Below are 14,152 nucleotides of genomic sequence, written 5' to 3' on the forward strand. Positions count from 1 at the left end.
ACTTCAAAGATTTGTAGTTACGTGGGAAACCCATCTAATAGGATAATCATATGTGAGGACCATCAAATTGTTATTGATGGGCTATGTTCCATAATTGAACATTTTCCAGAATTTGAAGTTGTGGATACCGTAAATGGCTTTTCCCAACTGTATTTTTCGCTTAAAAAAAATACTCCCAACATTCTTCTTCTAGATCTTAATCTACCTCATAAAAATGGAATGGAAGTTTTACAGGAACTTAGGAGCAAAAACAATGAGGTCAAAGTTCTTATACTAACCATGTACAATAAAAGAACCATAGTTAATAAATCTATTAATGAGGGGGCAAATGGGTTTTTACTAAAAAACTGCTCTTCGGAAGATCTATATGATGCCCTTAAACATGTTTCCAGGGAAGAAAGCTTTTACTATGGGAAGGGAGTGCTCAAGCCTAAAAAAGAAAGCCATCAAATTGATGATGAGTTTTACAAGGGCATACAATTAACGCCTCGAGAGAAAGAGATTATAAAATATTTATGCGACGGCAACAAGGTTCCCGACATAGCACTATCAATGCACATTAGCCCCTTGACTGTGGAAACGCACAAAAAAAATATTTATCGAAAACTTGGGGTTGACAGTAGCATTAAACTTGTAACATTTGTACATGAAAATCAACTGCTGTAAGCTTTGCTGTTCTCTCTTTATTCTGTTTTCAGTTTGTTCTTCAACTGCATATCCCAATGACACTATTGTTATAAATAACACTTCTATTACAAAAAACTTAAAGGATTTTTCTCAACTTTATATCTCTCAAAAAGCAAGTTCCAAATTTACCTTAGAAACTCTTGATCATTTCAGGCCCATTAATGACATCAGGTCTTTTTTTTATTTAGGTTTTGATGTAACCCAAGCCTATGCAAAATTCAATTTGGAAAACAACTCAAAGACTTCAAAAGAAATTATCCTGTCCTTTTCGTATCCATTTTTAGAGGATGTAAAACTCTATAAGGTTGAACAAAACACATTAGAACTGGCAGGAAATATTGGAATAAAGACCCTAAAACAATCGGTTGAGCGAACTTGGAAAGTGGCCACACCCTTATTACCCTATGAAAAAGCATCATATTATCTGGTGTTTGAAAAATCTAAGGGCAAGCCGTTGGCTACGGATGTTTCTGTTCAGGACAAGAACACCTATTATCGCACCAATGCCTTTCAAAGTATAGCCATTGGTTCTTATGTTGGCCTTATTCTGCTTTCCCTTCTTTTTACAACCCTCCTATTTGTATTTATAAAACGTACTCTTTTCTTATTGTATGGGCTTTATTTAACCGTCTTGTTCATTTTCATTAGTTCTTATCTAGGTTACACCAATGTTCTTTTGCCTGCGGAATCAATGGATACAGGACGTACCATTTATGTAATTTCCATTGAACTCTCTACGGCTATCTTTATTCTTTTTGCCCAGCAGCTTCTTAGGGCAAAAAAGTATCTGCCCAAACTCAAAAGAAGCATCGAGGTAGTCATTGTTTTGCAATTTGCATTCCGAATTTTTCTGCATTTCATGGCAAATTCCATGTATGCTGCACAGGTTGAGCTCTTCATGAAATTATGGTACCTGTCCATCGTGTTTTTAATCTGTGCAATGGTCTATGAAATATTCGTGTACATTAAACACAATAAAAAAATAGGAGCTTACTTTACCGTTTCATATTTATTCATGGCCATTGGGTCAATTTTACTTGTATTGCATCACAGTTTTGGCCTTCTAAAGTTTTCGTTTTACGGTCTTCCAGGAATTTTCTATGCCTCGTCCATTGAAATACTTTTTCTTACGGTAACGCTTACTTTGGTTGTTGGGCACATTTATCAAGAGCGAAATTCATTGGCCAACAAACTTGTACTCCAACAACAAAAATTCCTGAATGCCTTTGTTCAAGGCCAAGAAGAGGAACGCAAACGGGTTGGTGGTGAACTTCATGACAATATTGGAAGCCGTATAGCCAACTTAAAAAGGTTGTTCAGCACTAAATATGCTGATAAAGAAATGCAAAAGGAGTTCGATGATATTTGTGAAGATATTAGAGGTGTGGCTCATCAAATTACCCCTTCAGAAATTTCACTTGTAGGACTCACTGGCGCCATTGATGAATTATTGGAGACCATCGAAAAAACAGAACAGTTAGCTATAAATTTTAATACTTTTCAATTTCCAGACAATCTTAATGAAACCATTGCCACGCATCTTTTTAGAATTGTTCAGGAATTGCTTCAGAATGTGATAAAACATGCCAACGCTTCCATTATAGATATCCAGTTGTTTGGACATAACAACTCCGTAACGTTAAGTTTTGAAGATGATGGACAGGGCGTTTCTAAAAAAAACACTCCAGGCATTGGTCTAAAAAACATTAAATCCAGAGTGGCACAACTGAACGGACAATTTCTTTTTGATTCCGCTCAGGGCAGGGGCACCTCCATTTTGGTCATTATTCCTACAAAATATACCTGAGTTCAGGTATTGACAGACAAGCTGTTTTTCTATCAATTTGATTGGTGTAAAACTTAGTAGAAATGAAAGCCTATTCTTTTTTTAGATCTTTGTTGTTCTTGACTTTTTTTATTGGTAATTATTCTTCTTTTGGTCAATTTACAGAGGGTAGTTCCAACATTGTTATCATGGATGATGAATCTTTGAACTTGCAGAGCGTTTTCAATAAAACCATCGCTGAAGCAAGTAGTGCAGGGGCTGTTGCAAATTCCCTTTGTCTGCCGAATGAATTTGTAGAACAACTCGATGCTTTTCTAAAAAAACAGCCCAGCCCAATTCCCTATAACTTACGACACGACTACGATTACATAATCGCTGACGATGTGGTTATTTTACTCCAGCCAGAATATGCAAAAGGTGCTTTTAACACACCTATGGACAAAGTATTGTCTACCTTCCAAAACACATCTAGCTATGTGGATTTTGTGACCCAGCTTACCGGCACGGACCTCGGGGGTCTTACCAAAAGAGAGAAATATAATGTACAAAGAGCATATGGGGTTTTAAAGTACATGCTAGATAAAAAAGGATCCTATCCTTTTGCAGCAAAAACTTCGTTCAAGTTTGAAAATTGTTTAGTTAGTTTAACCCCTGCTTATAAGGTTGCCAAATACGAATATCCCAGCATTACCTATGATTTGAGCATTGAAACCTCTATCGAATGTGATTGTCCTGAAGAAAATGGTTCTACATCAGTAAAAAATGGAGCTTTTGAATATAGAGCACAATCTAAAGGAATCTATTCTGGCACCAAGATTTCTTTTGGAGACCCAATTAACCCTGGTATTTTTACTAAGACGATTAAATGCTGTGCCGAAAGAACTGAAACAGAAAAGACTGCACGTGCCGAATCCAACAAGGAGGACACACACTTCATAAAAGATACCCGAAATATTTTTTTAAACCCTAACGCTGTTAATGAATATAAAAACTACGTAGTTACGGAATGGGGTAAAGATAAGGAAGAACAAAATGACCCTAACGCCGAGGGCGGGTTTTTCCGAGAAGCTGGTTCATTTGCTTATGGTGTATACCTTGGGAATACCGTTGGTAAAGAAAAGGATTTTTATGGGATTACCTATGGTGCGGAACTGGGCTATTATCACAACATAAGTGATGATTTCCAAATTGGTGCCACAGCAGGTTATAGTAGATATACAGGAAAGGAAACGGATTTTGGTTTTGAAGCCGAAGGTGAAAGTTTTATTCCTGTTATGGCAAAAGCGAGCTATAGTTTTAGTGATGCCTTTGGTGCTGAAGCTGGTTTGGGTTATGCCATTTCTGCAAGTGAAGGAGGAGAAGGAGGCCTTTCCTATAGCGCTGGTCCTTTTTGGAGGCCTCTAGAGGCCATTGTGATTTTTGTAGGATATAGTAATATCGCCTTTGGCGAAGGTAGCTTAGGTGCTTTTATTCTTAGTGGGCGTTTTTCGCTTTCCAAAAAATAGCACAGCAATTGTAATTTTTGAGTGCTTCTATATTAACCAAACTTCAACAATATGAAAACCACGTTCCGTAATTCCATTATTCTATTTAGTCTATTGTTCTTGGCCTGTATCTTAGCTGCCAATGCTCAAAGAAAAACTGAAACCACTCAAGATGTTCCCGTTGCGGTCTCTGATATTTCAGATGATGATTTGGAGAACTCATTTTACGCAGGAATAAGCATAGGTGTGCCTTCTGGAAGTCTTGGTGATGCCGCATCCTTTCTGTATGGCGCATTTGGGGGGTATTCCTTCAGGGTATCTAAATGTTTTAGTGTAGGTCCCGAGGTCAACTATACTCATTTTGTCGGAAAAGATCGGGATTTTGGTGACATTACTGTAGAAGGCGAAGGTTTTGATTTCGCCGGAGTAAGTGCTAGAGTTGATTACCATCTAAGTGATTCATTTGGAGTGGGTGCCAATTACGGATATGGCACTTATTTGGAAGAGAACTCTGATTTTGAAGATTATATTACAGTAGGCCTTGATATACGTCCAGTACCAGGACTTGTTATTAGACCAGAAATTACTTTTCAAAATGATAGTGAACAGTACAGTGTGAGGGTTTACCGCACATTCTAAGCCTTGTCCTATTTAGGCCTAGTGTTTAGTCTATGTCAAACATTTTTCCTAGATAGACTAGCTTATGTCCATCACCGTTTGGCGCAAAATCTTTACTGTTGGCTGGAATGATTTCTATGCTTCCAGAAGGTGATTTTGTAAAAACAGGGATAATATCATTGTCTTTTAGGGTAATATCGATAAGACTATCATAGTGTTTCTTGTCTCTCAAGTCAATTTCATGGATGGCCGGGTATTTACGCACGGCATCCATGAGTTTGATGAAATCATCCTTGTGCGAAAAAAGTCCTTCTACAGGGTTGTTTTCAGGGTCATTCATCTCTTCTGAATTGACCAAACGAAAAGCCCCGTTTTCCCCAAATTGATTTTTAAACTTATCAATGGCAAACTTGTTTATATCTGAATTTCCTGTTAAGGCCATTAAATATCCCATGTCGTTCAATTCAATGTTATCTGTTAGTGAGTCTGCAAAAATATTGGCCGACATAGCCTCCAATCCAGTTTTTTTTGCTTTTTCCACATTGGAATCATTATTATCAATAAGTACCACATGTCTGTTGTTTTTCTTTAGGTAATTTCCAATCAATCGGGATACTTTTGAGGCTCCAATAATCAAAATGCCTTCGGATTTTGTCAAAAACACCCCAATCATTTTGGCAAAAGCCCTAGCAGTTGTGGCATTTAGGAGTACGGTTCCTAAAACAATCATAAACACCAAGGGAGTAATATATTCCGCTCCAGGCTCGCCCTTGGCCAATAATTTAGATCCAAATAGAGAGGCAATACCAGCAGCAACTATACCTCGTGGCCCCACCCAACCAATGAACAGTTTCTCATTCAATTTTAATCCCGAACCTTTTGTACTTAAAAAAACACCCAAGGGCCTAATGATAAAAACAATTACCGCAAAAAGTATAGCGGTGTTCCAGTTGAAAATCAGCATCATATCACTGATATTGATATTGGCCGCTAACAGTATGAACAGAATGGAGATCAGAAGTACACTCAACGATTCCTTAAAATATAGCAGCTCTTTAAGGTTTGGCAGATTCATATTGCCCAAGACCATTCCCATAACAACTACGGCCAATAAACCTGACTCATGTGCAAATACATCCGACTCCACAAATACCAAAAGCACAACGGAAAGTGAAACCACATTCATCAAATAATGTGGAATGAAATTCTTTTTGATGGCAAATGCCAATGCGTGGGCAAATGTGAACCCAAATGTGGTCCCAAACAACAGGATCTTACCAAATTCTATCAATGCTGTCTGAGTGAAAGCACTGCCCTCACCTACACTTATAAATTCAAAAACCAATACCGCTGCCAATGCTCCAATGGGGTCAATAAGAATTCCTTCCCATTTTAAGACCGCAGAAACATCCTTTTTTAGGGGAATGTTTCGCAGAATAGGTGTAATTACGGTAGGCCCCGTAACAATAATCAATGCCGAAAACAAAAAAGAAATCTGCCATGAAAGACCAAATATATAATGGGCTGCTATCCCCGCTCCAAAAAAGGTGACCAAGGAACCCAGGGTTATCAATTTGGTAATAACCGGGCCAACGTTTTTTATTTCCGACCGCTTTAGGGTAAGTCCTCCTTCAAAAAGAATGATACTAATTGCAAGCGACACAAAATAATAAAGTCCCTCTCCTGGAAAGAGTCCTTTTTCTCCGTTCCAAATAGGTTCTATTAATTTTGTGCCATCTTCAGTATAAAGCGTAGCGATCGGGCCTACCAATAAACCTATTAAAATCAGTGGTAAAATTGCAGGCAATTTAAAACGCCATGCAACCCATTGTGCAATAATTCCAAGAATAATAATCCCCGCAAGCTCTAGCATCCTTATAGTTTTCTTGAAAAATACAGATTTTCCTTCAAAAATTTCACTAATCTAAAAAAGCACTGTCATCTCTTTGTTCATTATGTGCTATCTTGGCGTGCATTCTAAATGAAGAATCCTTGAATCACCCATATAAAACTGTTTTATTTGGATTTGCCTTTTCGCCTTCCCTGAAAATCAACATCATGGAAACTTCTAGGATAGCCCATTTTTTTAAAGCTAAACTCCTCCTGTTGCATGTAGGGGAGAAAACAGTAGAGAAAGAGCAGCAAATTCTCGAGATTTTATCACAAATTGAACATACGAATCTTGAGATTTCAATTGAATGGAAAACAGGGAGGCCTGATCAAGTACTATTGGAAACTTGTGAAGGTTCCAACATTGACCTTCTTATTCTTGGAGCTCTTCAGCATGAAAACCTATACCAATTTTATGTGGGATCCATTGCCCGAAAACTGACCAGAAAAGTTTGTTGTTCAGTATTACTGCTTATAAAGCCCTCTGAAGAAAGGGTTCCATGCAAACATGTAGTGGTAAATGGCTTGGAGGACGAGGGAACTGCTTTGGCGGTTTCTAATGCCATTTATGTCTCAAATGCACTTGGTGCAAAGCAGCTTACCATTGTGGAGGAGATCCGACAAAAAGAGGTTGCAGTTAGCGTTCAAGATGACAAATCCCTTAAGAAGGCTTCTATTTTGAAAGAGCGAATCAGGCACAGGGAAGATTCAAGAGTTAGAAAGCTTTTGAAATCCATACCAGAGCTGGATTTAAAAAATTTAAAAGTTAAAACCCAGAGCATTTTTGGAAAACGAGGATATTCTATCGGTCATTATGCTGAAGTTGTCCGTGCCGATCTTTTGGTAATGAACGCACCAAAAAAGACAGGGCTTCTGGATCGGGTTTTTCCACATGATATAGAATATATTTTATCTGATTTACCAACCGATCTACTTATAGTTAGAAAAACAAATTGACGCCGAAAACCAGCCATACCCAACTCTTTATTAAAGACTTGCCAAAAAACCTGTTTTCGGGATTTGTGGTTTCGTTGATAGCCCTTCCACTCGGACTTGGCTTAGCTATTGCAAGTGATGCCCCTCCCATTTCTGGGATTATTGCCGCAATTGTTGGTGGAACCGTGGTTGCCCTGTTAGGAGGGTCAAATGTTACCATTACCGGCCCCGGAAACGGTTTGGTAATTGTTCTTTTAGGCGCCATTACCACTTTGGGCGGTGGTGACCTCTATCAAGGATATTTGTTCACCTTAGCAGCCATTGTAATTTCAGGGGTCTTAATGTTATTGCTCGGCTTCTTAAAAATGGGCCGCCTTGCCGATTTTTTCCCAGCTTCTGCCATTGAGGGAATGTTAGCTGCCATTGGTTGGGGCATTTTTGCAAAGCAATTCCATATTATGATCGGCCATAACAATGAACATGGAAGTATTGTTCAATTGTTGGCCCAGATTCCCAACGGATTAATTGATCTGGCCCAAAATGCTACCGTTGAAGAGTTCGTTGCTGCCGGAATTGGAATTGTAAGCCTTTTAATCATGATCTTTTATTCAAAAATCAGAAATAAATATTTCCAGCTGATTCCCGCTCCCATGTGGATCTTGATATTATCGGTAAGCTTCAGCTATTCCTTCGGATGGTTGAACTTGCCTTTTCCCATGGATGCCTCCTATCTTATCTCCATTCCTGAAAATGTGCTTTCCAATCTTGCTTTTCCCGATTTTTCTAAAGCCTTACAGAAAGATTTTATTGTGAGTGTTTTTGCAATTACCCTTATTGCCAGCATAGAATCCTTATTGAGTATCAAAGCAGTGGACAAGTTGGACTCCCAAAGCAGGCGGTCCAATGTAAACAAGGATTTAAAGGCATTGGGGCTAGCAACTTCTTTAAGCGGTTTGGTAGGAGGGTTAAATGTGGTTACGGTAATCGCCCGAAGCTCTGTAAATGTGAACAACGGTGCTACAAACAGGTCTGCCAATTTTTTCCACGCTTCTTTTCTGATCATCTTTATTTTGTTATTTCAAGAACAGCTCAAAAAAATTCCCTTGGCAGCCCTTGCAGCCATTTTGGTGTACACAGGATATAAACTGGCCACTCCAAAAACCTTCAGAAAGGTGGCAAAAATTGGAAAGGAACAGATCATCATTTTTTTGGCCACACTGATCACTACACTTTTCACCAATCTTATTACCGGAATAGGAATGGGTATCCTTACCACCTTGCTTATCCACATCATCATTAACAGAAGTGCGTTCTTGTTTGTTGGAAATCTTTTTAAACCCAATGTGCTTCTTTTTCAAGAGCATGAGGAGAAAAACTATTATGTAAGCGTTAAATATTTCTGCAGCTTTCTCAATTTTTTTAAGCTCAAAAACAAGTTGGATGCCATTCCAGAGGATCAAAACGTAATCGTTGATTTTTCTATGTGCGGGTTTGTAGACCATACCGCTATGGAAGGGCTTGAATCTTACATGCATGTTTTTTCCAAAAAAGGTGGTAGTATAGAAATTGTAGGATTGGATAAACATGGTACAGATTCCAAACACCCCTTTGCCATACGAAAGATCCTTCCGTTGGAAACCTTAAAGCCCATAGAAAAGTATTTTACCAGAAGACAGTCACATTTGGAAGAAACTGCCATGGAGCTTCATTGGAGCTATAGCGCCAGAAAAAATGTTGAAACTTCTTTTTTATCTGATTTCATTTTTTTCAAAACCCGTGAGATAAGCTATTTGTATAACCATCTTATAGATGAAAAAGATAACTGTTCAATATTTGACCTTGAGTTTACCGAAGGAGCATTTGTGGCCAAAGAAGTAATCAAATCAACAGTCATGCACATTGACCTTCCTCATCAATTTCCAGTTTTTACCCTGGACAAAGAAGGACTTTTGGAACGGATTTATAAGCTGGCAGGGTTTAAGGATATTACCATTGAAAATCATTCCGATTTTAATAGAAGGTTCTTTTTAAGTGGGGAAGAAACGAGTGAGATACAAGCTTTGTTTCATGATGAGCTCATCTTATTTTTAGAGAGCAACCCGTATTATCACATTGAATCCAATGGGAATTCCCTGTTGATTCTTAAAAAAGAGCGCTTATTGAGCGTACAGGAAATAAAGGCCATGATTTACTTTGGCCTACAACTCCAAAAGCTCCTAAAGCCTTGCTTTGTTAGTTGATTTTGTTAAAATACGGCCAATAAACTACCTTTTTTTAACAATTTGCATCAGGCTTTTCTTATTTTGCACGGCATTTATTTTCTGAATGACTATTTATCCCGTTGAGACCGGTAATTTTAAACTAGATGGAGGCGCCATGTTTGGTGTGGTCCCTAAATCTATTTGGAACAAAACCAATCCGGCAGATTCCAACAATATGATTGATATAGCTGCTCGTTGCCTCCTTATTGAAGATGGAGACAAGCTTATTCTGATTGACAATGGAATGGGGAACAAGCAATCTGAAAAGTTCTTTGGCTATTACTATCAGTGGGGAAATCATTCCCTGGACGGTTCTTTGGCAAATTTAGGCTTCCATAGAAATGATATTACGGATGTGTTTTTAACGCACCTTCACTTTGACCATTGCGGTGGAAGCATTCAATGGAACAAAGACAAAACAGGTTATGAGCCTGCATTTAAGAATGCCCGCTTTTGGACCAACAAAAACCATTGGGAATGGGCCACAAAACCCAATGCCCGTGAAAAAGCTTCCTTTTTAAAAGAGAATTTGTGGCCCATGCATGAAAGTGGTCAACTCAATTTCGTTCAGTCCAATGATACTTTGTACCTTCAAAAATCAGAATTGGGGTTTGGTATCCTTTTTGTGGATGGACATACAGAGAAAATGATGCTTCCCAAGCTAAATTATAAAGGGAAAACCATTGTCTTTACAGCGGATCTTATCCCAACCGTAGGGCATATTCCATTACCTTATGTTATGGGGTATGATACTAGACCATTACTGACCTTGGACGAAAAAGCAAAGTTTTTAAACAATGCAGTTGAAAATAATTGGCTTCTGTTCTTTGAACATGATGCCCACAACCAACTATGTACCTTAAAACAAACTGAAAAAGGGGTGCGATTGGACGAATTGTTTTCTTTCGATGAAATATTCAAATCACAATAAAGTTTTACATTTCAATAAAATACGATTTATGAACATCAAATACATCAAAATACCTTTTGCCTCGCTTTCCGCTTCAATTCTTTTAATGAGCTGTGGTGCCACCACCCTTGTTTCAACACCGGTTGAAAACATTGATGCAGTGCCTCTTAAAGTTTCTGAGCTCTCCGAAGACCAGAAAAAAACCTGGGGCCATGCCGATCTTGTTTCAGATACCATTCCTGGAATGAGCGTGGACAAAGCCTACAAGGAAATCATTAAAAACAGAAGTGGAAAAACCGTTGTTGTTGCTGTGGTGGATTCTGGAATGGATCTAGAACATGAGGATTTGGATGATGTATTATGGACCAACAAAGGAGAAAGACCCAATAATGGAAAAGATGATGATGGAAATGGATATATTGATGACATTCACGGATATAACTTTTTAGGCGAAGCATATAATGAGCAATTGGAGTATGTTAGAATGTTACGCTTAAATATTGGCGATGCTTCAGCAAGAGCCAAAGCCAGATTAAAATTGGATGAAGAATATCCAAAAGCCCTTCAAAACAAACAACAGTACGAGCAGATTTTTCAGGTAGTGAAAAACGCCAATGATGCTATTAAAAAAGAACTTGGCAAAGATTCCTATACCAAAACAGAGCTTATGGCCGTTGAAGCCAAAACGGAGGAAATGAAACAAAATGTTGCGGTAATTAATCAAATGTTCTCCTATGGAGAGAGTATTCCAAGTGTTATGGAAGAGCTTTCCGAAGGGATTACTTATTTTACCGAGCAGGTAAATTATAACCTCAACAAAGAATTTAACGGAAGAACCCCTGTTGGTGACAATCCATATGATCTAAAGGATAAGGCGTATGGTAACGGAAACCCAAAAAACCGGGTAGATACGGAAAGCCATGGTACACATGTGGCGGGAATTATTGCTGCTGAAAGAAACAACGGAAAAGGAGTGAACGGTGTTGCCAAAAACGTGTAATTAATGAGTGTGCGTGCAGTACCAAATGGTGATGAATATGATAAGGATATTGCCAATGCCATTCGTTATGCGGTCGATAATGGAGCAAAAATCATCAATTGTAGTTTTGGAAAGGCTTTTTCCCCAAATGCCCAGTGGGTTTATGATGCAATTCAATATGCCGCTTCGCGTGATGTCCTAATTGTTCACGCAGCTGGAAATGATGGGAATGATTTGGACAATGCAGAAAACCCAAACTATCCCAATGATCATAAATACGGAGGGGTGGAATTTGCTGACAATGTAATCACGGTTGGAGCTCTTACCAGCAGCTATGGCTCTGAAATGGTGGCTTCCTTTTCTAACTACGGAAAGCAAAATGTAGATGTTTTTGCTCCGGGAGATGGTATTTATTCCACTTTACCCAATAATGAGTATGATTTTCAGGGAGGTACTTCCATGGCTGCTCCAGCGGTAGCAGGTGTTGCTGCACTGATCAGATCATATTATCCTCAGCTATCAGCATCTCAGGTAAAGCAGGTTATCATCCAATCTGGATTGAGCACAAAAGCTTCCGTAATTGTTTCTGGAGAGCCAGAAAATGCCACTACCTTCGATAAAATTTCAAAATCAGGAAAAATGGTCAATGCCTATAATGCACTTCTCTTTGCAGACAACATTTCAAAAGGTAAAATGACCCTGACCAAGAACACCAAATAAAATGAAAAAAACGTTTTTATCCCTGTTTTCCCTAATAGCCTGTATTACCATTTTAGCAGCACAGAACAATACTTCGTATTGGCAACAGCACGCGGATTATACCATGGATGTGCAAATGGATGTTAAGACCTTTCAATACACAGGTAGTCAAAAATTAATCTATACCAATAATTCACCCGATGTTTTGAACCGGGTATATTACCATTTGTATTTCAATGCCTTTCAGCCTGGGAGCGAAATGGATGCCCGTCTCCAAAGTGTAAAGGATCCTGATAAGCGCATGATGGATGATGGGAAAAGTCGAATTGCTTCCCTCTCGGAAAGTGAAATGGGCTATTTGCACGTACAATCCTTAAGTCAAGATGGAAACACCGTTTCTTTTAGCGAGGAAGGAACTATTTTGGTGGTGGATTTGGCAAGCCCAATTCCGGCAGGAGGGAAAACAGTTTTAGAAATGGAATTCAAAGGTCAGGTGCCACTTCAAGTAAGACGAACCGGAAGAAACAGTAAAGAAGGTGTTGCCCTATCAATGAGTCAATGGTACCCAAAACTTTCAGAATATGATTTTGAAGGTTGGCATCCCAATGCATATATAGGCCGGGAGTTTCATGGTGTATGGGGCAATTTTGATGTGAAATTGACAATTGATAAAAACTATACTGTTGGAGGTTCTGGTTACCTACAGAATCCGCAGGAAGTGGGACATGGATATGAAACTTCGGGAACTACGGTAAAAATCAAAGGCAAGACCATTACATGGCACTTTAAAGCACCCAACGTGCATGATTTTATGTGGGCCGCTGATTCAGAGTACATTCACGATGTAGTTAACATGGAAAATGGACCAACACTTCATTTTTTGTATAAAAACGACCCTGAAATTATTGAAAACTGGAAGAAGCTTCAGCCAAAAACCGAAGCAGCTATGCGATTTTTCAGTAAAAACATTGGCAAATATCCCTATGATCAGTATTCCGTAATTCAAGGAGGCGATGGTGGAATGGAATATGCCATGAGCACCTTGATAACGGGAAAAAGAAATTTTGGAAGTTTAGTGGGAGTAATGGCACATGAATTGGCGCATTCCTGGTTTCAACATATTTTGGCAACCAATGAGTCCAAATATGAATGGATGGATGAAGGATTCACAACTTTCATTAGCACACTTTGTATGAACGAGATTATGGAGGAAGGAAAACAAAATCCATTTGAAGGTTCGTACAAAGGTTACTACGCCTTGGTAAATTCTGGGTTGGAAAAGCCACAGACTACCCATGCCGATCGTTTTGCCACTAATTTTGCATATGGAATTGCAGCCTACAGTAAAGGCTCCATTTTTCTATCTCAGTTAGGCTATATAATTGGTCAGGATAAACTAATGGAAACCATTAGAAAATATTACGAAGATTTTAAGTTTAAGCACCCTGTGCCCAACGATATTAAAAGAACTGCAGAGAAGGTTTCTGGAATGGAACTGGATTGGTACTTGACAGATTGGACCCAAACCACAAATACCATTGACTATGCCATAAAAGCTGTTGAGGGAGATGGTGCAAAAACCACTGTTGAATTGGAACGGATTGGTGAGATGCCCATGCCTTTAGATATTTTGGTAGTGAACGCAGATGGCACACAAGAAACCTATTATGTTCCGTTGCGTATGATGCGGGGAGAAAAGGAAAATCCTTATCCCAATTTAAAAAGAACCGTCTTAGATGATTGGTCTTGGTCTCATCCAACATACAATTTTGTTATTGATAAACCTTTAACCGAAATAAAGGCTATCATGATTGACCCGTCCCAACTCATGGCAGATGTAAATGGGGAAAATAATGTGCATCAAAAAATACTTGATTAAGACTTTACAACAAACTCCATGTA

Annotated in this window: 9 protein-coding genes and 1 pseudogene; 9 read left to right on the forward strand and 1 reads right to left on the reverse strand. The window is 38.7% G+C overall.

Going from position 1 to position 14,152, the window contains the following annotated elements; translation table 11 throughout:
• Window positions 1–21: 21 nt before the first annotated feature.
• The 4 genes from CRO15_RS03060 (at window position 22) to CRO15_RS03075 (ending at window position 4,596) form a co-directional block, all read left to right on the forward strand.
• On the forward strand, window positions 22–666 hold the full coding sequence (locus CRO15_RS03060) for a response regulator (RefSeq protein WP_097044303.1): 645 nt from the start codon (window positions 22–24) through the stop codon (window positions 664–666).
• Window positions 647–2,494, forward strand: coding sequence for a 7TM diverse intracellular signaling domain-containing protein (locus CRO15_RS03065; protein ID WP_097044304.1), 1,848 nt, complete (start codon window positions 647–649; stop codon window positions 2,492–2,494). The genes CRO15_RS03060 and CRO15_RS03065 overlap by 20 nt, the downstream gene beginning before the upstream one ends.
• 62 nt (window positions 2,495–2,556) lie before the next feature.
• Window positions 2,557–3,978, forward strand: a complete 1,422-nt coding sequence (locus tag CRO15_RS03070; protein WP_097044305.1) for a hypothetical protein — start codon at window positions 2,557–2,559, stop codon at window positions 3,976–3,978.
• A gap of 51 nt (window positions 3,979–4,029) precedes the next feature.
• Window positions 4,030–4,596 (forward strand): outer membrane beta-barrel protein, encoded by a 567-nt coding sequence (locus CRO15_RS03075; protein ID WP_097044306.1) that lies wholly within the window; start codon window positions 4,030–4,032, stop codon window positions 4,594–4,596.
• Between the two features lie 25 nt (window positions 4,597–4,621).
• On the opposite strand, the gene CRO15_RS03080 is transcribed toward CRO15_RS03075, so the two are convergent.
• Window positions 4,622–6,448 (reverse strand): cation:proton antiporter, encoded by a 1,827-nt coding sequence (locus CRO15_RS03080; RefSeq protein ID WP_097044307.1) that lies wholly within the window; start codon window positions 6,446–6,448, stop codon window positions 4,622–4,624.
• A gap of 185 nt (window positions 6,449–6,633) precedes the next feature.
• Here CRO15_RS03080 and CRO15_RS03085 point away from each other — a divergent pair, with 185 nt between their 5' ends.
• From CRO15_RS03085 to CRO15_RS03105, 5 genes and pseudogenes are all read left to right on the forward strand, one after another.
• A complete protein-coding gene (locus CRO15_RS03085) occupies window positions 6,634–7,422 on the forward strand; it encodes a universal stress protein (RefSeq protein ID WP_097044823.1) in 789 nt (262 codons plus the stop codon).
• Complete coding sequence (locus tag CRO15_RS03090; RefSeq protein WP_097044308.1) at window positions 7,419–9,641, forward strand: SulP family inorganic anion transporter; 2,223 nt, start codon at window positions 7,419–7,421, stop codon at window positions 9,639–9,641. The genes CRO15_RS03085 and CRO15_RS03090 overlap by 4 nt, the downstream gene beginning before the upstream one ends.
• 85 nt (window positions 9,642–9,726) lie before the next feature.
• Window positions 9,727–10,593 carry an MBL fold metallo-hydrolase gene (locus CRO15_RS03095; RefSeq protein WP_097044309.1) on the forward strand — a complete coding sequence of 289 codons (867 nt, stop codon included), beginning with the start codon at window positions 9,727–9,729 and terminating at the stop codon, window positions 10,591–10,593.
• A gap of 28 nt (window positions 10,594–10,621) precedes the next feature.
• A pseudogene (locus CRO15_RS03100) lies at window positions 10,622–12,271 on the forward strand (S8 family peptidase).
• A gap of 1 nt (window position 12,272) precedes the next feature.
• The gene (locus CRO15_RS03105) at window positions 12,273–14,129 is read left to right on the forward strand and encodes a M1 family metallopeptidase (RefSeq protein WP_097044310.1); all 1,857 of its coding nucleotides are present in this window, start codon (window positions 12,273–12,275) and stop codon (window positions 14,127–14,129) included.
• Window positions 14,130–14,152 lie beyond the last annotated feature (23 nt).

Source organism: Flagellimonas pacifica (assembly GCF_900215465.1).
Lineage (GTDB): Bacteria > Bacteroidota > Bacteroidia > Flavobacteriales > Flavobacteriaceae > Flagellimonas > Flagellimonas pacifica.